At 67.2% G+C, this 21987-nt stretch carries 24 protein-coding genes; 9 read left to right on the forward strand and 15 right to left on the reverse strand.

Going from position 1 to position 21987, the window contains the following annotated elements; all coding sequences use genetic code 11:
• Positions 1-10: 10 nt before the first annotated feature.
• From B9N97_RS19700 to B9N97_RS19710, 3 genes are all read right to left on the reverse strand, one after another.
• Positions 11-1420 (reverse strand): pyruvate dehydrogenase complex E1 component subunit beta, encoded by a 1410-nt coding sequence (locus B9N97_RS19700; protein ID WP_085089445.1) that lies wholly within the window; start codon positions 1418-1420, stop codon positions 11-13.
• 121 nt (positions 1421-1541) lie between these two features.
• Positions 1542-2561 (reverse strand): pyruvate dehydrogenase (acetyl-transferring) E1 component subunit alpha, encoded by a 1020-nt coding sequence (gene pdhA / locus B9N97_RS19705; RefSeq protein ID WP_085089446.1) that lies wholly within the window; start codon positions 2559-2561, stop codon positions 1542-1544.
• Positions 2562-2755: 194 nt separating this feature from the next.
• Positions 2756-3127 (reverse strand): FtsB family cell division protein, encoded by a 372-nt coding sequence (locus B9N97_RS19710; protein WP_085089447.1) that lies wholly within the window; start codon positions 3125-3127, stop codon positions 2756-2758.
• 357 nt (positions 3128-3484) lie between these two features.
• Between B9N97_RS19710 and B9N97_RS19715 the strand changes: the two genes are divergently transcribed.
• Positions 3485-3796: a hypothetical protein gene (locus B9N97_RS19715; RefSeq protein ID WP_085089448.1), complete on the forward strand. Its 312-nt coding sequence runs from the start codon at positions 3485-3487 to the stop codon at positions 3794-3796.
• Positions 3797-3815: 19 nt separating this feature from the next.
• Here the strand turns inward: B9N97_RS19715 and modC are convergent, their stop codons facing one another.
• Genes modC through modA form a run of 3 tightly spaced genes read right to left on the reverse strand, consistent with a single transcriptional unit; the run spans position 3816 to position 6455 of the window.
• A complete protein-coding gene (modC, locus tag B9N97_RS19720) occupies positions 3816-4937 on the reverse strand; it encodes a molybdenum ABC transporter ATP-binding protein (RefSeq protein WP_085089449.1) in 1122 nt (373 codons plus the stop codon).
• Positions 4938-4939: 2 nt separating this feature from the next.
• Positions 4940-5635, reverse strand: coding sequence for a molybdate ABC transporter permease subunit (gene modB, locus B9N97_RS19725; RefSeq protein ID WP_085089450.1), 696 nt, complete (start codon positions 5633-5635; stop codon positions 4940-4942).
• Between the two features lie 10 nt (positions 5636-5645).
• Positions 5646-6455: a molybdate ABC transporter substrate-binding protein gene (gene modA, locus B9N97_RS19730; protein ID WP_085089451.1), complete on the reverse strand. Its 810-nt coding sequence runs from the start codon at positions 6453-6455 to the stop codon at positions 5646-5648.
• Between the two features lie 199 nt (positions 6456-6654).
• Between modA and rpe the strand changes: the two genes are divergently transcribed.
• On the forward strand, positions 6655-7308 hold the full coding sequence (rpe, locus tag B9N97_RS19735; RefSeq protein ID WP_085089452.1) for a ribulose-phosphate 3-epimerase: 654 nt from the start codon (positions 6655-6657) through the stop codon (positions 7306-7308).
• Between the two features lie 128 nt (positions 7309-7436).
• Here rpe and B9N97_RS19740 read toward each other — a convergent pair whose 3' ends face one another.
• Positions 7437-7883, reverse strand: coding sequence for a hypothetical protein (locus B9N97_RS19740; RefSeq protein ID WP_085089453.1), 447 nt, complete (start codon positions 7881-7883; stop codon positions 7437-7439).
• Positions 7884-8100: 217 nt separating this feature from the next.
• Between B9N97_RS19740 and B9N97_RS19745 the strand changes: the two genes are divergently transcribed.
• Complete coding sequence (locus tag B9N97_RS19745; RefSeq protein ID WP_085089454.1) at positions 8101-8358, forward strand: GlsB/YeaQ/YmgE family stress response membrane protein; 258 nt, start codon at positions 8101-8103, stop codon at positions 8356-8358.
• A gap of 105 nt (positions 8359-8463) precedes the next feature.
• Here B9N97_RS19745 and B9N97_RS19750 read toward each other — a convergent pair whose 3' ends face one another.
• The 3 genes from B9N97_RS19750 to B9N97_RS19760 form a co-directional block, all read right to left on the reverse strand.
• On the reverse strand, positions 8464-9264 hold the full coding sequence (locus B9N97_RS19750; protein ID WP_085089455.1) for a PhyR family response regulator anti-anti-sigma factor: 801 nt from the start codon (positions 9262-9264) through the stop codon (positions 8464-8466).
• Between the two features lie 262 nt (positions 9265-9526).
• Complete coding sequence (locus tag B9N97_RS19755; RefSeq protein WP_085089456.1) at positions 9527-10111, reverse strand: thermonuclease family protein; 585 nt, start codon at positions 10109-10111, stop codon at positions 9527-9529.
• A complete protein-coding gene (locus tag B9N97_RS19760) occupies positions 10089-10826 on the reverse strand; it encodes an SOS response-associated peptidase (RefSeq protein WP_085089457.1) in 738 nt (245 codons plus the stop codon). Before B9N97_RS19760 ends, B9N97_RS19755 begins: the two co-directional genes overlap by 23 nt.
• A gap of 200 nt (positions 10827-11026) precedes the next feature.
• Here B9N97_RS19760 and B9N97_RS19765 point away from each other — a divergent pair, with 200 nt between their 5' ends.
• Together B9N97_RS19765 and B9N97_RS19770 are read left to right on the forward strand one after the other, a co-directional pair.
• Positions 11027-13363 (forward strand): xanthine dehydrogenase family protein molybdopterin-binding subunit, encoded by a 2337-nt coding sequence (locus tag B9N97_RS19765; protein WP_085089458.1) that lies wholly within the window; start codon positions 11027-11029, stop codon positions 13361-13363.
• A 174-nt stretch (positions 13364-13537) separates the two neighbouring features.
• The gene (locus B9N97_RS19770; protein ID WP_208621236.1) at positions 13538-14236 is read left to right on the forward strand and encodes an EAL domain-containing protein; all 699 of its coding nucleotides are present in this window, start codon (positions 13538-13540) and stop codon (positions 14234-14236) included.
• On the opposite strand, the gene B9N97_RS35100 is transcribed toward B9N97_RS19770, so the two are convergent.
• Positions 14233-14718: a GNAT family N-acetyltransferase gene (locus tag B9N97_RS35100; protein ID WP_244560799.1), complete on the reverse strand. Its 486-nt coding sequence runs from the start codon at positions 14716-14718 to the stop codon at positions 14233-14235. The genes B9N97_RS19770 and B9N97_RS35100 overlap by 4 nt on opposite strands.
• A gap of 159 nt (positions 14719-14877) precedes the next feature.
• On the opposite strand from B9N97_RS35100, the gene cysQ reads away from it, so the two are divergent.
• From cysQ to rnhA, 4 genes are read left to right on the forward strand one after another with little or no spacing between them, the layout of a single operon-like run.
• Positions 14878-15654: a 3'(2'),5'-bisphosphate nucleotidase CysQ gene (gene cysQ, locus B9N97_RS19775; RefSeq protein ID WP_085089459.1), complete on the forward strand. Its 777-nt coding sequence runs from the start codon at positions 14878-14880 to the stop codon at positions 15652-15654.
• The gene (locus B9N97_RS19780; RefSeq protein WP_085089460.1) at positions 15651-16484 is read left to right on the forward strand and encodes a ferritin-like domain-containing protein; all 834 of its coding nucleotides are present in this window, start codon (positions 15651-15653) and stop codon (positions 16482-16484) included. Before cysQ ends, B9N97_RS19780 begins: the two co-directional genes overlap by 4 nt.
• Positions 16485-16497: 13 nt before the next feature.
• Complete coding sequence (locus B9N97_RS19785; protein ID WP_085089461.1) at positions 16498-17481, forward strand: homoserine kinase; 984 nt, start codon at positions 16498-16500, stop codon at positions 17479-17481.
• The gene (gene rnhA, locus B9N97_RS19790; protein ID WP_085089462.1) at positions 17478-17954 is read left to right on the forward strand and encodes a ribonuclease HI; all 477 of its coding nucleotides are present in this window, start codon (positions 17478-17480) and stop codon (positions 17952-17954) included. Before B9N97_RS19785 ends, rnhA begins: the two co-directional genes overlap by 4 nt.
• Before the next feature lie 28 nt (positions 17955-17982).
• Here the strand turns inward: rnhA and B9N97_RS35105 are convergent, their stop codons facing one another.
• The 4 genes from B9N97_RS35105 to B9N97_RS19805 form a co-directional block, all read right to left on the reverse strand.
• Positions 17983-18630, reverse strand: coding sequence for a hypothetical protein (locus B9N97_RS35105; RefSeq protein ID WP_143266784.1), 648 nt, complete (start codon positions 18628-18630; stop codon positions 17983-17985).
• Positions 18631-18764: 134 nt separating this feature from the next.
• The gene (locus B9N97_RS19795) at positions 18765-19247 is read right to left on the reverse strand and encodes a peroxiredoxin (protein WP_085089463.1); all 483 of its coding nucleotides are present in this window, start codon (positions 19245-19247) and stop codon (positions 18765-18767) included.
• A 143-nt stretch (positions 19248-19390) separates the two neighbouring features.
• Positions 19391-19741: a zinc ribbon domain-containing protein YjdM gene (locus B9N97_RS19800; protein WP_085089464.1), complete on the reverse strand. Its 351-nt coding sequence runs from the start codon at positions 19739-19741 to the stop codon at positions 19391-19393.
• Between the two features lie 89 nt (positions 19742-19830).
• Positions 19831-21930 (reverse strand): protein-disulfide reductase DsbD family protein, encoded by a 2100-nt coding sequence (locus B9N97_RS19805; protein WP_085089465.1) that lies wholly within the window; start codon positions 21928-21930, stop codon positions 19831-19833.
• Positions 21931-21987 lie beyond the last annotated feature (57 nt).

Here is a 21987-nt window from a genome sequence, read left to right on the forward strand (position 1 = left end):
AGCCCTCCTCTCAGCGATAGCAGGCTTGCTTGGCGGCCTTGACGATGTCGGCGACCTGAGGCAGCGCCAGCTTTTCCAGGTTGGCGGCGTAGGGCATCGGCACGTCCAGGCCGGCCACGCGGGCCACCGGCGCGTCGAGATAGTCGAACGCCTGCTCCATCATCAGCGCGCACATTTCCGAACCGATGCCGGCGAAGGGCCAGCCCTCCTCGACGGAGACGAGGCGGTTGGTCTTCTTGACGCTGTTGACGATGGTGGCGGTGTCCAGCGGACGGATCGTGCGCAGGTTGATGACCTCCGCGTCGATGCCTTCCTTCGCCAGCTCCTCGGCGGCGGCCAGCGCATGGCCGACCATGATCGAGAAGGCGGTGATCGTCACGTCCTTGCCGGCGCGCTCGATCTTGGCCTTGCCGATCGGCAGGACGAACTCCTCGTCCTCCGGCACCTCGAAGCTCTGGCCGTAGAGAATCTCATTCTCCAGGAAGACCACCGGGTTCGGATCGCGGATCGCCGCCTTCAGCAGGCCCTTGGCGTCGGCCGCCGACCAGGGCGAGACGACCTTCAGGCCCGGGCAGTGCGCGTACCAGGAGGCGTAGCACTGGGAGTGCTGGGCCGCCACGCGGGCGGCGGCGCCGTTCGGGCCGCGGAAGACGATCGGGCTGCCCATCTGGCCGCCGGACATATAGAGCGTCTTGGCGGCGGAGTTGATGATGTGGTCGATCGCCTGCATGGCGAAGTTGAAGGTCATGAACTCGACGATCGGCTTCAGCCCCTTGAAGGAGGCGCCGACGCCCAGACCGGCGAAGCCGATCTCGGTGATGGGCGTGTCGATGACGCGACGCTCGCCGAACTCCTGCAGCAGGCCCTGGGTCACCTTGTAGGCGCCCTGGTACTGCGCGACCTCCTCGCCCATGACGAAGACCTTCTCGTCACGGCGCATTTCCTCGGCCATCGCGTCGCGCAGGGCTTCGCGGACCGTCTTCTTCACCGTCTTGGCGAAGAACTTGTCCTCGTCCGAATCCGGAGCGGACGCCGGGGCGGCCGGCACGGTCGGCGCCGGGGCGGGAGCCTGCACCGCCGACGGGGCGGCCTTGGTCTCTTCCGAGGCCGGGGCGGCGTTGGCCGGAGCGGCGACGGCCGGGGCGTTGCCGCCCTTGGACAGCGCGCTCTCGTCCTCGCCCTCTTCCAGCAGGACGGCGATGGGGGTGTTCACCGCGACATTGTCGGTGCCTTCCGGCACCAGGATCTTGCCGACGCGGCCTTCATCGACCGCTTCGACTTCCATGGTGGCCTTGTCGGTCTCGATCTCGGCGAGCACGTCGCCGGACTTCACCGTGTCGCCTTCCTTCTTGACCCATTTCGCCAGCTTGCCCTCGGTCATGGTGGGCGACAGGGCCGGCATCAGCACTTCGATCGGCATTCCTCAACCTCCGGCGGCGCGGGGACCCTGGGTGCCGCTCCCATCTTCTGGGGGCAACCCGTCCCTGTCGGCACCGCTCCTGCTTTTCGTTGACGTCAGGACCAGACGGTGGATTCGACGATCAGGTCTCGACCAGGATGTCGGTCCACAGTTCCGACGGATCGGGCTCGGGGCTCTGCTGAGCGAACTCGGCCGATTCGGTGACGATCGCCTTCACCGCGCGATCGATCTCCTTCAGCTTGTCCTCGTCGGCATGGCCGCCGGCCAGCAGCTTCGACTTCAGCTGGTCGATGGGATCGGACTCCGACCGCATCTTCTCGACCTCCTCCTTCGTCCGGTACTTGGCCGGATCGGACATGGAGTGGCCGCGGTAGCGGTAGGTCTTCATCTCCAGGATGACCGGGCCGTTGCCTTCGCGGATGTAGTTCACCCACTTGTCGGCGGCTTCCTTCACCTCGAGAACGTCCATCCCGTTGACCTGATAGCCGGGGATGCCGTAGGCGGCGCCGCGCTGATGCAGTTCGCCGGCCGAGGCGCGCTCCTGCGAGGTGCCCATGGCGTACTTGTTGTTCTCGATGACGAACAGCACCGGCAGCTTCCAGAGAGCCGCCATGTTGAAGCTCTCGTACACCTGGCCCTGGTTGATGGCGCCGTCGCCGCAATAGACCGCGGACACGCCGCCGTCATTGAGGTACTTGTGCGCGAAGGCGAGGCCGGTGCCGAGCGGAACCTGGCCGCCGACGATGCCGTGGCCGCCGTAGAAGTTCTTCTCGCGGCTGAACATGTGCATCGAGCCGCCCTTGCCCTTGGAGTAGCCTCCGATGCGGCCGGTCAGCTCGGCCATCACGCCCTTGGCCTCCATGCCGCAGGCCAGCATGTGGCCGTGGTCACGGTAGCTGGTGATGACGGTGTCGCCCTGCTTCAGGGCGGCCTGCACGCCGACCACGACGGCTTCCTGGCCGATGTAGAGATGGCAGAAGCCGCCGATCAGGCCCATGCCGTACAGCTGGCCCGCCTTCTCTTCGAAGCGGCGGATCAGCAGCATCTCGCGATAGTAATGAAGAAGCTCTTCGGAAGAGACGGCTTGAGCGGGCGCGGTGTCGGTCTGCGCCTTGGTGGAACGGCGTCGGGACGCGGCCATGATTCCTCCCCAGGGTTCAAGCGGCAAAGGTCTTTGACAACACCTTTTGCCGCCGCGCGTTGCGGGCATGCGAGAGCCCGCACCGGAAGCGAATATGGCGCGCACACTACACGAGCTTCTGGGTCTGCGCAAACGTCTGTTTTTGCAGCGCTATTTCAGATTAACCGCGATTCGGTTAATCGGCTGATATCCCCTTACTTCTGCTGGCTCGCACCTTCCGGATCGGCCAGTTTGGGAAGCTTGACGATGACGTCGCGCGGGTTCGCGAAATTCAGCATCAGGCGCGCCCGCTCCTCCAGCATGTCGCGGTCAAGGCCGTCGCCGCGCAGCAGCTGGGCGCGCCGTTCCATATCCTCCCGCTCGGTGCGGAGCTGGTTGAGCACATCCTCCGCCTGGGCGATTTCCCCCTGGATCTGCTTCATCGCCACCAGCCCGCGGTCGCCATGGATCGCGTAGTAGGCGAAGTAGGCGACCACGCAGGCGCACAGCGCCGGCATGATTGCTTGGCGGATCGCGCTTTTGGCGGCGCGGGCGAGCGTGTCGGTGAGGTCGGCGATCATCGTCATGGTGGCACGATGGAATCACAGCGGCTTTCCACCGGTCAAACGAAAAAGATGGAACAGCCAAGTCGCAAAAGGTTCGTGATCTTTGCGCAACCCAGTAATGGGTATCCCTCACGCCCAAGCCACAAGTCGACGGAATGTTCCTATAAAGTTCTCGTTGGTAACGGGCGTTCCGTTGGGCGACGCTCCCGCTCATCGGTACAGCCGTCCACGCGGCATAGAGCGAATGTGCATGGAATGAAACCGGCGGTGGCGTGTTTGGACCCACACGGCGCCGCTGGGTTCGGTTTCGAGTCCAACGCTGGCTCATACGGCCAATCCCGCCGATGGCGCCGCCAACTGGCTGAGGAGCGATACCCCATGCGCAGCAAGTTTCTGATCGTGGCCCTGCCCGCCCTGCTTCTGGGCCTGGCGGCCTGCGACGACCAAAACGCCCAGAACTCCAATGCGGCGAACCAGACCAGCCCGACCACCAGCAGCGGGTCGAGCACCGAATCCACCACCGTCCCGCCGCCTTCGACCGGCGTTCCGGTGCAAGGCGGGACCTCCGGCAATTCGATGAACGAGACCAGCGGCGCCACCCGCACCGTGCCGGGCGGCTCGACCGCCGGCGGTTCGGCCGGCGGCGGCGCCAGCACCGGCGGCTCCCCCACCCCGTCGGGCAGCCAGTAAGGACGGACGTGGTGGACGGTCACACGTCCACCACCCGCCTCCGCCGGTCCGATGGCTCGCCGCTGCTGTCCGGCTCGAAGGCGATCCCCTTGACCAGCGCCACCACCGGGCGGCCGGGCGCCAGTTCCAACTCGCGCACGGCCGCCCGCGTGATGCGCGCGATCAGGAAGGACCCGCCGACGGCCAGCCGCACATCGGCCGAGGAAGGCCCCGCCTCCGCCACCTCCACCACCGTCGCGGCCAGAGCGTTGCGCAGGCTGACGCCGCTCGGCGGCTGCAAGGCGATGATGACGTCGCGGGCATGGATGTGCAGCCGCACCGCCGCGCCGGTCGGGCGGTCGATCCGCGGAACCGTCAGGCGCCCGCCGTCGAAGCCCAGAACCGACAGCCCGTCCTCCGGAACATGATGCTCGACGATCAGGTCCAGCACCGCGCCGGCATCCTGCGCACCGGTCACCGCCGACAAATCCAGTCGGCCCATCACCGCGCCGACCGGCCCGGCCGCGCGCACCCTGCCCTCCGCGATCAGCACCATCGTGGTGGCGAGCCGCACCACCTCGTCCAATGCGTGGCTGACCAGGACGATGGGGATGTTCATCTCGTCGCGCAGCCGCTCGATATAGGGCATGATCTCCGCCTTGCGGGCGGTATCGAGCGAGGCCATCGGCTCGTCCATCAGCAGCAGGCGCGGCTGCGCCAGCAGGGCGCGGCCGAAGGCGACCCGCTGCTTCTCGCCGCCGGACAGGCCGCGCGGCCGGCGGTCCAGCAGATGGCCCAGCCCCAGCAACTCCACCACCGGCGCGAACGCGATCCGCCGCTCCCCGGCCGGCACACGGCGCAGCCCGTATTCCAGGTTGCTGCGCACGGTCATGTGCGGGAACAGCCGCGAGTCCTGGAAGACATAGCCGATGCGACGCTTTTCCACCGGCACGTCGATGCGCCGGGCGCTGTCGAAGAACACCGTGTCGCCGATGCGGATATGGCCGGCATCGGGCCGCCTCAGCCCGGCGATCGCATTGATGACCGAAGTCTTGCCGGAGCCGGATCGGCCGAACAGCGCCGTCACACCACGCTCCTCCGCGGTGAAGGCAATGTCGAGCGTGAAGGCGCCCAGTGTCTGGCGGATGTGCAGGTCGAGCATGGTCAGACCTGCCCGATCAGGCGGCGAACCCGGTTCGCCAGAAACTCCGACAGCATCAGCGCCAGCAGCGCCACGCCGAAGGAAATCGCCGCCAGCCGCGCCGCCACCGCGTCGCCGCCCGGTTCCTGCGTCGCGGCATAGATCGCCAGCGGCAGGGTCTGCGTCTTGCCGGGGATGTTGGACACGAAGGTGATGACCGCCCCGAACTCGCCCATTGCGGCGGCAAAGGCGACGATGGCGCCGGACAGCAGGCCCGGCGCCATCAGCGGCAGCAGGATGGTGAAGAAGCGGTCGACCGGCCCGGCGCCAAGCGTACGGGCCGCCGCCTCCAGCCCGCCGTCGATGGCCTCAACCGACAGGCGGATCGCCCGCACCATCAGCGGGAAGGAGGTCACCGCCACCGCCAGCGACGCCCCCTCCGCCGTGAAGATCAGCTTGATGCCGAAGGTCTGGTAGAGCCAGCCGCCGACCACCCCCTTGGTCCCCATCGTCACCAGCAGGATATAGCCGGTGACCACGGGCGGCAGGACCAGCGGCAGATGGACCAGCCCATCGACCAGCGTCTTGCCCGGAAAGGAATAACGGCCGAGCACCCAGGCGGCGAGCACGGCCACCGGCAATCCAAACGCGATGGCGACACCCGCGACACGCAGGCTCAGCAGCAACGCGGTGGTTTCCATCGGCGTCAGGAGTTCCATGCGGCAGAGCTTACGGTGCCTTGGGTGCCGGAACGAAGCCGAATTCCTTCCACACCGCCATGCCGTCCGGCGATTTCATGTAGTCGAGAAAGGCGACGGCCGCCGGATTCTTCGACGCCGCCACCAAGGCGGCCGGATAGGTGATCGCCGGATAGCTGTCCGGCGGGAAGGCCGCGGCGACCTCCACCCCCGGATCGATGGCGGCGTCGGTGCGATAAACGATGCCCAGCGGCACCTCGCCCCGGCTGACCAGCACCAGCGCGGCGCGCACGCTGTCGGCCCGCGCCAGCTTCGGTTCGACCGCCGTCCATTGGCCCAGCGACTCCAGCGCCGCCTTGGCGTACTTCCCGACCGGAACGTTCGACGGGTCGCCGGTGGCGAGCCGCCCGTCGCCCAGCTGGTCCGCCAGATTGCCGCCCTTGGACAGATCCGGCTTCAGGGTCGAACCCTTCGGCACCACCGCCACCAGTTCGTTGCCCAGCAAATTCACCCGGCTGTCGGTCTTGATGAGATCGCGCTTCTGCAGATAGTCCATCCAGTCAAGATCGGCCGAGATGAAGATGTCGGCCGGGGCGCCATTCTCGATCTGCTTGGCCAGCGCCGACGAAGCGGCGAAGGAGGACGTTACGGTGGTCCCAGTCTTCACCTTGAACTGCGAGGCCAGCTTTTCCACCGCATTCTTGGTCGAGGCCGCCGCCAGAACCAGCACGTCCTGCGCCATCGCCGCCGGTGCCGAGACCGTCAGGCCGATGCCCAGGACGAAAGCCGAAACCGCCGCCGTGAATCCGCGGCGCCCGAACTTCCCATTCAAACCGACCATCGCCACCTCCTGCCGATTTCGCCACCCAACCTATATTCCAACGGATACAACGCTTCGCAGTTGCGGTAAAGCGCAAACGGTGCAATCCGCACGATGGAGGCATGGCCGCCATCCACATCATGTCATGACTTGCATTGCGGCCCCGTGATAGGAAGTGCGGCGAATCAGCCCCGCTCCCCTCCCGCACCAGGAAAGCCCCATGCGCGCCGTGAAGATTTCCCCCTCGATTCTCTCCGCCGATTTCGCCCGGCTGGGCGAGGAGGTCCGCGCGGTGGATGCCGCCGGCGCCGACTACATCCACATCGACGTGATGGACGGCCATTTCGTGCCGAACCTCACCATCGGGCCGGGCGTGGTGAAGGCGCTGCGTCCGCACTCCGCCAAGGTCTTCGACGTCCATTTGATGATCTCGCCGGTGGACCTGTTCATTCCCGATTTCGCCAAGGCCGGCGCCGACATCATCACCGTCCATCCGGAAGCCGGGCCGCATCTGCACCGCACCATCCAGCTGATCAAGTCGCTGGGCAAGAAGGCCGGCGTCTCGCTGAACCCGGCCACCCCGGTGGACGCCATCCAGCATGTGCTGGAGGACATCGACCTCGTGCTGGTGATGACGGTGAACCCCGGCTTCGGCGGCCAGAGCTTCATCAAGAGCCAGCTTCCGAAGATCCGCGACCTCCGCGCCCGCATCGACGCGCTCGGCAAGCAGATCGACCTCGAAGTGGATGGCGGCATCAACCCGGAGACCGCCCGTCTGGCGATCGAGGCCGGCGCCGACGTGCTGGTGGCCGGCACCGCCACCTTCACCGGCGGCCCGGAGCAGTATGCGGCCAACATCCGCGCGCTGCGTTGAACGGAATGTCCCTATAAAACGCCAGCGGCCCCGCAGCGCCCTCCGGATGGGGAGCGATGCGGGGCCGCTTCGTTTCAGGCCGGGCTGACCAAAGACCGGCCGGCAGCCATCAATCAGCGGGCCATGAATCAGCGTGTCGGCGGCGTATAGGGCGCGCCGCCATCAAGGCCGCGCGTGCTGTTGTTGCCTTCCGTCTGGGAACCGGTGCCGGAATAGCTGGATCCGGAATGGCTGGAACCCGAATTGCTGTAGCCGTAGGTCCCGGTGTTCGAGCCATAGGTCCCGGTGCTGGACCCCGAATAGCCGCCGGCCGGCATCCGGTTCTCCATCCGCTGCTGTTCGGCCAGTTGGCGTTCGCCGATGCTCTCGCCCAGCACGACGACCTTGCCGCCCTGCGCCGTGTCGGTCACCGGCAGGCCGCGCGCCGGCGCGGTGAGCGGCGGAACGCCGGTGGTCGCGCCCATCGTATAGCTGGACCCGGCCTGAGGCGTCGTCGCGGAACCGGCCACCTGGGCCATCGCGCCGGTCGACAGCAGAACGGCACCCACAGCGGTGAAAATGAAGGTCTTGTTCATAACGCATCTCCTAAACAGTCGTCCGTGGCGGCACCGCAGTGCAGCGCCGGGAACGTGATGCGGAGAACATGGCCGGCCCTGGAAAGGTTCCCGCCGCCCGGGTTTCGCATACCCAAAGGCGAGGCACCCTAAAAGATCACGCATCGGCGAGAACCAAATGCGTCTCTGCCCGTTATTGGGCATGGGAAGACGGTCCCGCAACGGAAGGGAAAACACCATGGGCATTCTCTGGACGATCATCATCGGCTTTCTCGCCGGCATCGTCGCCAAGTTCCTGATGCCGGGTCGCGATCCGGGCGGCTTCATCATCACCACCCTGCTGGGCATCGCCGGCGCTTTCGTCGCGACATATCTGGGTGCCGCCGTCGGCTGGTACCGGCCGGGCGAGGGAGCGGGCTTCATCGGCGCCATTGTGGGCGCGATCATCATCCTGGCCATCTACCGCATGATCGCCGGCCGCCGGACGACGGTCTAACCGCCGGCTGCCCGGCTTGCTCCAAAGCCGGACAACACAAAGGGACCACCGGACGGCCGGCGGTCCCTTTTTCGTGTGCCTATATTGCGGGCCTGATCGGCGACCTTACGCCAGCGCCACCGGCTGCGGCATGAAGATGGCGCGGGAGATGGCGGCCTGGATGCCGGCGTTCGTGAAGGGCTTGCGGACGATCTGTCCCAGATGGCGGGCATCGCCGGCCTGGATGTCGTCGTCGAAGGCGGTGACGAAGATGGTGCGCAGATCGCGCACGCGCTTCAGCCGCCGCGCGATCTCGATCCCGCTGCCGCCGTCGGCCAGCCGGACGTCCAGCAGGGCCAGCGTCGGTTTCTCCACCTTCATCAGGGCCAGCGCCTCCGGCTCGTTGCCGGCTGTCCCGCAGACGACATGCCCCATTTCGGCGACCAGCGCCCCCAGTTCCATCGCCAGCAGGGCGTTGTCCTCCACCACCATCACCCGCTGGACCATGGCGCCGCGCACCCGTGCGCGCGCGGTCTTCAACCTCTCGATCGCCTCACCCGGCCGCAGTTGCAGCACCTTCGCCGCCTGCGGCAGGCTCAGCCCTTCCAGCGCGGTCAGCAGATACAGACGGCGATCGGCCTCCGGCAGTTCGGCAAGGGCGCGTTCGATGGGGTGCGGCGAACGCAGCGGCCGGCCTGCCGGGCCAAGGTCTTCGGAACGGTCGAACAGCAGGTTCAGCAGCGCATACATCGGCAGCAACGCCCCGTCGCCGCCACGATCCAGCCCGAAGCGCGACGGCGCCATCATCGCCGCCTCGACACAGCGGGTCACCAGCGCGTCGCCGCGATCGGTCGCGCCGGTCAGCGCCCGCGCGTAGCGGCGCAGCACCGGAACCACTTCGAACAGTTCGCATTCGTAAACGAGCATACCCGTGACTCCGCTCCCCGCCGGGAGTTGCCGCTCTGGATTCGCGCCTTTCGAACCGTTGACCGGGGAAAGGCGCCGGCCCCGTCGAATCGCGTCGGGCCATAAGCCGGCTTATTTGACCGTCCTTCGTCCTATTCGGATCCTATCATGTGCGGGGTGGCGGTCGAATGGGAAATGGGGGTGCCGGCCGCCAACGGACGATCAGGCCCCTACGGTCAGGAAAAAGCAATCGAGGGTAGGGCAATCGTAGAGCGAGCCGCGGTCATTTGGCGTTCTCGCGAAGCTGCCGGCTGCGCCATTGCCAGGGCTTTTCCACCTGCCCGGCCCACAGCCCCATGCGCTTGCTCTGGGCATAGGCTTCGCCCTTCTGATAGGCCGGCGACAGGCTGGCATATTGAAAGGCCCAGCCGCGTGACACCATCGCCGCCCCCAGATCGACGCCGCGCACGCGGCATTCGCCCTTCTTCTCGCCGGTGCGGTCCTGTTCGGTGACGGTGCAGTTCACCTCCTCGCCCTTCACCATGTTGGCGAGCACGGCGGTGGCGACCTTGAAGCAGTCCAGTTCGTGACCGTAACGGTTCCTGCACTTCTGCCCCGGATCCGGCGCGTCGATGCCCATCAATCGGACCGCCGTGCCGTTGATGGTCAGCAGGTCGCCCTCGACCGCCATGGCGGTGCCCTTCAGGGTCTGGTCCGGCGTGTTGGCGATGGGGCCGCGCCCCTTGGCCGCCTGATTGGTCTGTGCCATGGCCGGTCCCGCCACCGCGAGCGCCGCCGCCAGAAGCAGCCCGCTCACCGGCCCCTTCCGCAGCATCGCCATCGCCTCAGAACAGGCTCGGCTGGTCATCGCCGGACTTGCTGCCCTTCGCATTGACCGGAGCGGCCTCCTGCGGCGGATCGAGGCAGGAACAGTCGTCGTTGCGCACGCTGTTCACCTTCGGCCCCACCGGCACCACATCCAGCCACTCATCCGGCGCGGAGCGGATCAGCCCCTCCAGCACCGGCAGCGGGGTCGCGGGATCAAGCCACGCATCCCAGTCGGCGGGGTCGAGCACCACCGGCATGCGGTCGTGCAGGAAGGACAGCGTCGCGTTGGTCGCCGTCGTCACCACCGTCGCGGTTTCCAGCGGCGGGTCGAGCGGCGGTGCGCCCTTCGGCCCGCGCCAGCGCTCCCACAAGCCGGCCAGCGCGAACAGGCCGCGGTCGCGGCGGCGGATGACGTGGCCCTGCTTGCGCGGCTTCGCCCCCTCCCCCACGCTGGTCCATTCATAGAATCCGTCCAGCGGGACCAGGCAGCGGCGCTTGCGGAAGGCATCGCGGAAAGCCGGCTTGTCGGCCACCGATTCGCCTCGCGCGTTGATCATCCGCCCGCCGATGGCGGGGTCGTCGGCCCAGGGCGGCACCAGCCCCCAGCGGACCATCGCCAGATGGCGGCCGTCCTCCTCGCGACGGATGACGGGGATGTCCTGCGTCGGGGCGATATTCCACCGCGGCATCAGGTTCGGCCGTTCGGGCACGCCGAACACGCGCTGGACCTCGCTGACCGGGGTGGTGAGAAGCATGCGTCCACACATACCCTGAAATATGGCCCTTGAAGGTCGATTGCGCCAGCCGTTTGCCCCTATTCTTGCGGGTCCACCCGACAATCCTTGCAGCGGACAACCGTCACCCATGTCGCCCGTCGGGGTTTCCCTGACGCTTAAGCCGGCCTATCTTCGCGGGGCACAACAATCGCATCGAACCGGAAGGCGGGAGTTCACCCATGAAGTTCGGCATCGGACAGGCGGTTCCGCGCACCGAAGACGCCCGGCTGCTGACCGGCGGCGGCCGCTACACCGACGACGTGTCTCTTCCCGGACAGGCCTATGCGGCCTTCGTCCGCTCGCCCCACGCCTTCGCCGCCATCGGCGCCATCGACACGTCCGACGCGCTGGCCCAGCCCGGCGTGCTGGCGGTCTACACCATCGCCGATCTCGACGCCGAGAATGTCGGCATGATCCCCTGCCAGGCGGTGTTGAAGCAGCGCGACGGCTCCAACTATGTCCGCACCCCGCGCCCGGCGCTGGTCCGCGGCTTCGCCCGCCATGTCGGCGATCCGGTCGCCATGGTGGTGGCGGAAACGCTGGAGGCCGCGCGCGAGGCCGCCGAACTGGTGATGGTCGATTACGAGGACCGCGAGCCCGTCACCGGCACGCTGGAAGCGCTGGAGCCCGGCCGCCCGCTGGTGTGGGACGAGGCGCCGAACAACCTCTGCTTCGACTGGGACACCGGCGACGAGGCGGCGGTGGAGTCCGCGCTCTCCGGCGCCCACCGCGTCGTCGAACTGGAACTGGTCAACAACCGCGTCGTCGCCAACCCGATGGAGGGCCGCGCCTGCGTCGCCGGCGTCGAATCCGGTGCCGACGGCGGCCCCGGCCGGCTGCTGATCTACGTCACCAGCCAGGGTGTCCACGGGCTGCAGAAGCAGTTCGCCAAGATCCTGAACGAGCCCGAGCAGCGAATCCGCGTGCTGACCACCGATGTCGGCGGCGGCTTCGGCATGAAGCTGTTCAACTACCCGGAATATGTCGCCTGCCTGTTCGCCGCCCGCCGGCTGAACCGCGCGGTCAAATGGGCCGCCGACCGGATCGAGGGCTTCATCAGCGACGACCACGGCCGCGACCATGTCAGCAAGGCCCGCCTCGCGCTCGACGCCGACGGCCATTTCCTGGGGCTACGGGTCGATACCGTCGCCAATCTCGGCGCCTATCTGTCCAACTACGGCCCCTTCATCCCGACCGATGCCGGATCGGCGATGCTGGTCGGCTCCTACAAGACTCCGGCCGTCTATGTGCGGGTGAAGGGCGTCTTCACCAACACCCAGCCGGTGGACGCCTATCGCGGCGCCGGCCGGCCGGAAGCGGCCTATCTGCTGGAACGGTTGATCGACCATGCCGGCCGCGTCACCGGCCTCGGCCCGGCGGAGATCCGGCGGCGCAACTTCATCCCGCCGACCGCCATGCCCTATGCCACGCCGATGGGGCAGGTCTATGACACCGGCGAGTTCGTCCAGAATCTGGAAGACGGCCTGATCCTCGCCGACATGGCCGGCCTGCCCGCCCGCAAGGCGGAGGCCAAGGCCCGCGGCAAGCTGCGTGGCGCCGGGCTGTCCACCTACATCGAAGCCTGCTCAGGCGGCGGGCCGGAACAGGCGACCGTCCAGGTCAACGGCGACGGCAAGGTGGTGCTGATGATCGGCACCCAGACCAACGGCCAGGGCCACGAGACCGCCTACAAGCAGATCCTCGCCGACCGGCTGGGCGTCCCGCCGGAAGACGTGGAGGTGGTTCAGGGCGACACCGACCGCGTCAGCTGGGGCGCCGGCACCGGCGGCTCGCGCTCCGTCCCGGTCGGCGGCTCGGCGCTGGCGGAAGGTGCGGCCAAGGTGGTGAAGGCCGCGACCACGGTCGCCGCCGACCTGCTGGAAACCGCCGAGGTGGACGTCGAGTTCGCCGACGGCCGCTTCACCATCGTCGGCACCGACCGCTCGGTCTCCTTGAAGGAGGTCGCCGCCAAGGCGGCGGCGGGCGGCACCGGCGGCATCGCCTTCTCGGAGATGGCGCGCTGGACCCCGCCGGCCAGCACCTTCCCCAACGGCTGCCACATCGCGGAGGTGGAGATCGACCCCGCCACCGGCATCGTCGAGGTGCTGCGCTACAGCGTCGTCGACGATTTCGGCACGGTCATCAACCCGATGCTGGTGATCGGCCAGATCCATGGCGGCGTCGCGCAAGGGCTGGGTCAGGCCCTGCAGGAGCGGGTGGTGTTCGATCCCGACAGCGGCCAGCTGCTGTCCGGCTCCTTCATGGACTACCAGATGCCGCGCGCGGTCGACATGCCGCCGATCGAGGTGAAGCTGAACAGCGTGCCCAGCACCACCAACATGCTGGGCATGAAGGGCGCCGGCGAGGCGGGAGCCATCGGCGCGCCGCCGGCCATCATCAATGCGGTGGTCGACGCGCTGTCCGACCTCGGCATCACCCACATCGACATGCCGGCGACGCCGGAAACGGTGTGGGCGGCAATCCGTAAGGCCGAAACCCGAATGGCAGCGGAATAGGGGAAAGTCCTAGTCGGAAGGTGTGGCACTTGCCACACCTCCGTCGGATGAAAACCATGGCATTGTTCCTTACCTAAAGGTGGAAGCTCTCGATCCGACAGGGGTAAGGCCATGGCGTTTGGCGACGGTGGGTGCGGCGGTCAATGTGCGGACCGTCTCGATCTGGACTTCACGATGGCGTTCCAGCCCATCGTCGATGTCGCCAACGGTGGCGTCTGGGCGCATGAGGCGCTGGTGCGCGGCGCCCAGGGCCAGGGCGCCGGCTGGGTGCTGGGCCAGGTGACCGACTCCACCCGCTACGCCTTCGACCAGTCCTGCCGCATCAAGGCGATCGAGCTGGCCTCGTCCCTGCCGATGAACGGCGCCCGCCTGTCGATCAACTTCCTGCCCAACGCCGTCTACAAGGCGGAGGCCTGCATCAAGGCGACCCTCGCCGCCGCCCGCCGCACCGGATTCCCCACCGACCGCATCATCTTCGAAGTGACGGAGAACGAGCGGGTGGTGGACCACGACCACCTGAAGAGCATCTTCAACGAATACAAGCGCCAGGGCTTCCTGACCGCCATCGACGATTTCGGCTCCGGCTATTCCGGCCTGAACCTGCTGGCCGAATTCCAGCCCGACATCATCAAGCTGGACATGGAACTGACCCGCAACATCGACAGCGAGCGGGCCCGGCGCAGCATCGTCAAGGCCATCCTGGCGGTGTGCGAGGATCTCGCCATCACCCCGATCGCCGAGGGCATCGAGACGGCTGACGAGGCCAAGACCCTGCGCGACCTGGGCGTGACCCTGATGCAGGGCTACCTGTTCGCCAAGCCGGCGTTCCAATCGGTGGTGACCGACCCCGATCTGGCGCGGCTGGCCGCTTAAGCCCGCACCGGCGCGGTCATGTAGCTCATCCCGCCGCCATAGCTCGCCAGCTTCGCCGCCAGCGCCGCCCCGCCGCCTTCGTAGGGCGCGAAGCCGACGCGGTCCCAATAGCTCCGCGCGCCCGGCGTCGAGGTCAGCGCCAGCCACCGCCACCCCTCCCGCGCCGCCAGCCCGTGGGCATAGCCCAGCACCGCCGCCCCCAGCCCGGTGCCGCGCGCCTCCGGCAACAAAGCGATGTCGTGCAGGTACAGGCAGTCCGCATCCGCCGGCAGCCTGCCCAGCGGGGTGTCGAGCGGCGGCGGCACCCCCAGTTTGCCCGGATGCATGACGCCATAGCCGATGGCCTTTTCGCGGCATTCCGCCACACGGCAGCCGGCGGGGTAGAGCATCAGCCTCTCCTCGAACACGCTGCGTTCCTCCGGATAGTCCGGATGAACGATGTCCGCGATGGCCAGGATCCGGTCCAGATCGGCCGCGGTCATAGCACGCCATAGTGCAAATGCCCCGTGGCCGTCCGGCCGCCCGATGTCCGACAATTCCCCGGCCGTCATCCGCCTTCTCCGTTCCACACCCGTTCAAGAGCTTCCGGCCCGCCTTCGGGCAGGATATGCTGACTCTTCATACCATAGGGAGATTACCCCATGCCCGATGCCGCTGTGGCGAGCCTGCTGCCGACGGTCCGCACCATCGCCCACGAGGCCGGTCAGGTCATCCTGCGCTTCTACAACGACGGCATCGACGTCGCCACCAAGGTCGACGGCAGCCCGGTGACGCAGGCCGACCAGGCGGCGGAGGCGGTGATCGTCCCGGCGCTGCACCACCTGCTGCCGGGCGTGCCCGTCGTCGCGGAGGAGGCGATGGCCGCCGGCCACAAGCCCGACATCTCCGGCGGCCGCTTCTGGCTGGTCGATCCGCTCGACGGCACCAAGGAATTCATCTCCCGCAACGGCGAGTTCACGGTGAACATCGCCCTGATCGAGAATGGTGCCCCGATTCTGGGCGTCGTCTATGCACCCGCCACCGGCGACATGTACGCCGCCGCCGGTCCCGGCACCGCCGTCCATTGCGCGGAAGGCCGCCACGATCACCCCATCGCCGTCCGCAACCCGCCGCCCGACGGGCTGACCGTCGTCGCCAGCCGCTCCCACGGCAGCGGTTCGGTGCTGGAGGATTTCCTCGGAAAGTACACCGTCAAGGACCGGGTGTCCTGCGGCAGCTCGCTGAAATTCTGCACGGTGGCGAGCGGCAAGGCCGACCTCTATCCCCGCTTCGGCCTGACCAGCGAATGGGACACCGCCGCCGGCCACGCCGTGCTGATCGGCGCCGGCGGCCGGGTGGAGCAGCCGGACGGCTCGCCGCTGGTCTATGGCAAGGACGACATCCTCAACCCGCACTTCGTCGCCTACGGCTGGAAATGACCTGTTCCGTTTCGTGCCTGGGTGAGGCGGCGACCGCGGTGCTGACCACCGCGGCGCCGCTTGAGAAAGTGCGCCTGACCCGCCTGCATGCCGCCGCCTGGCGCGACGGCCTGCTGTCGCCCGCCGTGCCGGCCCCGCCGCCCGACCGTCCCGCCCGTCCCGACCGGCCGGAGCTGAAGCTGCCGCGCGACATGCCCAAGCGCGGGCGCGGCGGCAGCGCTCAGAACCGCATCGCCCTGCTGCACGCGTTGGCGCACATCGAGCTGAACGCCATCGACCTCGCCTGGGACATCGTCGCCCGATTCGCGCCACTCGGCCTGCCCAAGGGTTTCACCGACGACTGGATCCAGGTCGCCGACGACGAGGCCCGGCATTTCCAGATGCTGGAGACCCGGCTGAACGAACTGGGCTCCTCCTACGGCGACCTGCCGGCCCATGACGGGCTGTGGCAGGCGGCGACGGAGACCGCGCACGACCTCGCCGCCCGGCTGGCGGTGGTGCCGATGGTGCTGGAGGCGCGCGGCCTGGACGTCACCCCCGACACCGTGCGCCGCCTGCGCGACTTCGGCGACGGCGAGAGCGCCGACCTGCTCCAGACCATCCATGACGAGGAGATCAGCCACGTCGCCGCCGGCCGCCGCTGGTTCGTCCATCTCTGCGCCGAGCGCGGGGCGGAACCGGTCGCCCTCTGGCAGGAACTGGTCGCCCGCCATTTCCGCGGCGGATTGAAGCGCCCGTTCAACACCGCCAGCCGCCAGCTTGCCGGCTTCGGCCCGGAATATTACGAGCCGATCACTCCTGAAATTGACCGCAGGCCGGAAACCCGGTAAGGCGCTGGACATCATGGCCGTATACACCGAAGTCACCGACGAGGATCTCAGCACCTTCGCCGCCCAGTACGATCTGGGCGCGGTGCTGTCGTGCAAGGGCATCGCGGAGGGGGTGGAGAATTCCAACTTCCTGCTGGTGACCGAACGCGGACCCTACATCCTGACGCTCTATGAGAAGCGCACGCGGAAGGAGGATCTGCCCTTCTTCCTCGGCCTGATGGAGCATCTGGCGGAAAAGGGCATCGCCTGCCCGCTGCCGGTGGCGGGTCGCGACGGCGTGGCCCTGCGCGAGCTGTGCGGCCGTCCGGCGGTGATCGTCACCTTCCTGGCCGGCATGTGGCCGCGCCGGATCATGCCGCAGCATTGCGCCCAACTGGGCGAGGCTTTGGCCCGCCTGCATCTGGCGGTCGGCGACTTCCGCATGGAACGGCCGAACGCGCTGGCCCTGCCCGGCTGGAAGGATCTGTTCGCCAAGTCCGCCGAACGCGCCGACGAGGTTGCCCCCGGCCTGCGTGCAACGCTGGAGACCGAACTGGCGGCGCTGGAGGCCAACTGGCCGGTCGGCCTGCCGGCCGGCGTCATCCATGCCGACCTGTTCCCGGACAATGTCTTCTTCCGCGGTGACAGCCTGTCCGGCCTGATCGACTTCTATTTCGCCTGCAACGACTTCTTCGTCTACGACGTGGCGATCTGCATCAACGCGTGGTGCTTCGAGATCGACGGCTCCTTCAACGCCACCAAGGCGCGGTTGCTGCTGTCCAACTACCGCAAGGTCCGGCCGCTGTCGCGGGCGGAGCTGGACGCCCTGCCCTGGCTGTGCCGAGGCAGCGCCGTGCGCTTCCTGCTGACGCGCCTTTACGACTGGCTGAACCACCCGCCGGGCGCCTTCGTGCGGCCGAAGGACCCGCTGGAATATCTGCGCAAGCTGCGCTTCCACCAGTCGGTCCGCGGCCTGGGCGACTATTTCCTCGACGATTCCGACGCAGGCGGGCGATGACCGACGACTCCACCCCGACCGAAGCCGGCCGCAAGACCGTCGACATCTTCACCGACGGCGCCTGCAGCGGCAATCCCGGCCCCGGCGGCTGGGGCGCCATCCTTCGCTATGGCGAGGTCGAGAAGGAGCTGTATGGCGGCGAGCCGGCGACCACCAACAACCGCATGGAGCTGATGGCCGCCATCATGGCGCTGGAGGCGTTGAAGAAGCCGGTGACCGTGCGCCTCTTCACCGACAGCGAATATGTGAAGAACGGCATCACCAAGTGGATCCATGGCTGGAAAGCCAAGGGCTGGCTGACCGCCGACAAGAAGCCGGTCAAGAACGTCGATTTGTGGCAGCGCCTGGAAGAGGCGAAGCGGCAACACCAGATCGAATTCCACTGGGTCCGCGGCCACGCCGGCCACCCGGAGAACGAACGCGCCGACGAACTGGCGCGCCGTGGCGTGGCCGACGTGCGGGCGCAGGGCTAGCGTACAACCCTTTATGTCCCAATCCGCCTTAACGTGTCAGAACCCAGAAGCAAGAAGCAAATCGGAACGACTGATCTTCAGATTCAGAAACTCTATATGTATATGACTCTGATCCCCCATCCTCGCCATAACGGTAAATTCCATCTTTGGATCTCTGGTAATTAAGTCCGAAAAACTGTTCACCTATGTTGTGCGCCCTGGTGTCAACTCTTTCAGCCGCGGATTTACGCGCGCCGTCTCCATTCGCCACCAAAAATGCCATGCCTACATATTGAATTGTCGAACTGTTTGGCGACTTCTTTAAAGCAGATCGCAAGCGGGACAGGTCACTCGCTATCGTCGTGTGAGCATTGATAGTCCTTTTTACTTCAATAGCTCCGATCGGCGCCTCAGAAGTGTCATAAACAAAAATATCAAATCGTCCGCCTTGATTAAGCGCTTCAGGAAATTTTCCCCGTCCTAGAGCGCCGGCTTCACTCATTGACTCTTTGATGTTGGCTTCTGGTTTTACCCAACCAACAGACTTCAGTCTCTTCAGACTACGGTACAGTCCGGCTGTCAAAAGATATTCAGGCATGAGATTACAACTGATCCCGCTGATCTCCTGAAATTCGTTACAAACCTCTTCCAACGAATTGTGGACGCATTTGATTAATGCATTTAGGGCCAATGCCATAGAGGGTACTCCCAAAGGATAGCGGCACAATCCTTTGGGAGAAACACCATGCTGTCAATCTCGTATTCGTATTGGTGACAAGAGGCGGGACAAATTCAGCAGACCCGCCATTCCCCTATACCAATCCTATGAGATCAAACCTTCTCCAGCACCGCCTCGGCCGAAGACACCTCGAACTTGCCGGGGGCCTCGACGGCGACGTGCGTGACCTTGCCGTCCTCCGCCACCAGGGCGAAGCGCTGGCCGCGCGTGCCAAGGCCGTGGGCGGAACCGTCCATGGTCAGGCCGAGAGCCGTGGTGAAGGTGGCGTTGCCGTCCGGCAGCATCTTCACCTTGTCGCCGACGCCGCCCTTGTCACCCCAGGCGCGCATCACGAAGGGGTCGTTGACGGCGAGGCAGATGATGCTGTCCACACCCTTGGCCTTCAGCGCGTCGGCCTGCTGGACGAAGCCCGGCAGATGCTTGGCGGAGCAGGTCGGGGTGAAGGCGCCGGGGACGGAGAACAGGACGACCTTCTTGCCCTTGAACAGCTCGTCCGTGGTGACTTCCTGCATGCCGTTGTCGGTCAGCCACTTCAGCGTGACGGACGGAATGGTGTCGCCAACTTGGATGCTCATCGTCTCTAACCCTTCCGATTTATAGGTTTGACCCGTTTTCCCGGGTTCGACCGGACTCTCGTTGCGGAGCCCGGCCCTGCATCCCTTCTATCCCCCGCGACCAGTGGCCGCAAGGCACGGTTGGCTCAATTCCACGGCCCGACTCACGCCTTCTTCACGAACTCCGACTTCAGGTTCATGGCGCCGATGCCGTCGATCTTGCAGGCGATGTTGTGGCCGTCGGCCCCGTCGGTCAGGCGGATGTTCTTCACCTTGGTCCCGCCCTTCACCACCAGGGACGATCCCTTGACCTTCAGGTCCTTGATGACTGTGACGCTGTCGCCATCGGCCAGCGGGTTGCCGTTGGCGTCGCGCACGCCCTGCCCTGCCTCGGCATCCGTCGCGGCGGCCGTGTCGGGGTTCCATTCATGGCCGCAGTCGGGGCAGTTCCACAGGCTGCCGTCGTTATAGGCATTCTCGGAGCTGCACTGCGGGCAGTTGATCTGATCGTCCATCATCGTCCTCATGGCGCGGGAGGAACTCCCGGAGCCGCCCTGTTACCGCAGAATAGCCGCAACGGCCATAGGCCTTTTCCCGACCACGCTCAGGACGACTTGCCCACCGTCTTGCCCGCAGCCCTCCCCAGCGCCTCCAGCACCACGCCGTCGCTCAGCAATTCCGGAAGGGCGATGCCCTCCGGCGCGCCGGGGCCGTAGACGATGTTGAAGGGAATGCCGTAGCGGCCATGGTCGGACAGGAACTTCGCGATCGTCGCGTCCGGCCGGGTCCAGTCGGCGCGCATCGCCACCACCCCCTTGTCCTCCAGCCGCTCGGCGACCTCGCCGCGGTTCAGGACCAGCTTCTTGTTGGCCTGACAGGTGATGCACCAGTCGGCGGTCACGTCGACGAAGACGGTGCGGCCGGCGGCGACATGCTCGCGAATCGTCGATTCGACGAAGGGCACCCAGCGCGCCTTGCTGTCGCTGACCACCGGCGCCGCGCCGGCCGACGGGCCGACCGCCGCCGGCATGGCGAAGGCGGCGACCGCCAGCACGCCCGCCAGCACCGGCCCGGCGATCCGCGCCGCACCGTGGGCACTCCGCCCGACCCACAGCGCCAGCACCAGCGCCGCCATCAGCAGCCCGACCGTGGCCGCGGCCACCTCGCCGATCTGCGCCGTCAGCACCGACAGCAGCCAGACCGCCGTCAGCATCAGCGCAAAGCCCAGCACCGTCTTCAGCGTCGCCATCCAGCGCCCGGGCTTTGGCAGCCAGCCGGCCACCCGCGGCCACGCCGCCACCACCAGATAGGGCAGCGCCAGCCCGACGCCCAGCGTCGCGAAGATCGCATAGATCTCCACCGGCCCCTTGGACAGCGCGAACCCCACCGCGGTCCCCAGGAACGGCGCCGAACAGGGGGTCGCCAGCAGGGTCGCGAACATGCCGGTGGCAAACGGCCCGGCCAGCCCGTCGCCGCCCAGCCGGTCGGCCAGGGCGCGCGGCAGCGGCACCTCGAACAGACCCCACAGATTGGTCGAGAACAGCGTGACCAACACGACCATGAAGACCAGGAACAGCGGCTGCTGGAACTGGATGCCCCAGCCGACCGCGCCGCCCGCCGCCTTGATGCCGACCAGCACCGAAGCCATCAGCAGGAAGGAGGTCAGGATGCCGGCTGCGCTCGCCAGGAATCCGGCGCGCACGGCGGCCGGCGCCCGCCCGCCATGCTTGACCACCGACATCAGCTTCAGCGACAGCACCGGCAGCACGCAGGGCATCAGGTTCAGGATCAGCCCGCCGAGCAGCGCCACCCCCAGCATCGCCACCAGACCGACGCTGCCGGCAGTCGGCGCGGCGGAATCCGCCAACGCCATAGCCGAGGCCGTCACCGGCGCCTCCACCGCCTTGTCGCCATCGACCAGGGTCAGCGTCATCGCGCGCCCGGCCAGATCGAGGCCCGGCTGCGGATCGGTCACCGTCAGGGTCAGGCGGACATGGCGGTCATTGCCGGAAAAGACCGTCTTGGGGGCGGAGAAGGTCAGGGCCGGATCGGTCTCCACGAACAGGTCGGGGGTGACGAAGCCGTCGGCGGCGGTCGCCTCCACCTCCAGCGAAGCCCCCTTGCCGCGCACGGAATCGATGCGCAGCAGCCCGTTCGGCCCCTTCGGCACCAGAGCCTGCGCGCGCGCCACGTCGTTGGCGACCTCGCTGGGGTCGGCCGGCCCGGCCGGCAGAGCGAGCGCGAGGTCCAGCGTCTGCGGCACGCAGATCTCCGAACAGACCAGCAGTTCGGCGGTCAGCGCCAGATCGACCGGCTTGCCCGGCGTCGCCGGCGCCCCTTGGATCGGCAACATCACGGCCGTGTCGTAGCCCGCCGTTTCGAATCCCAGGACGGAGAAGCGGTGCGGCGCCGGATAGGACAGCGTAGCCCCGCTGAGGTTGGCGGAGCGGCTCCAGTCCAGGCGCGGCGGGAATCCGGCGTCGCCGGGGGAACGCCAATAGGTCTTCCATCCCGGCTCCATCCGCAGTTCCAGCCCCAGCGGCAGAGCCGTCAGGTCGCCGGCTGCGCGCACCGCGGACACCAGCCGCGCCTCCACCGGCCCGGCCTTGGTCCAGGCGCCGATCCCATCCTGCGCGAATGCGGGCACGGCACCACCGGCCAGCATGGCCAGAAGCAGCAGGAGGGTGAGGGCATGTCTTTTCATCGCGCGCACTGTTCTCTTCCCAGGAAGGGGCGCATCGGCGTCCCCGACACCCTATAT

The organism is Azospirillum oryzae (genome assembly GCF_900177515.1).
Taxonomy (GTDB): Bacteria; Pseudomonadota; Alphaproteobacteria; order Azospirillales; family Azospirillaceae; genus Azospirillum; species Azospirillum oryzae_A.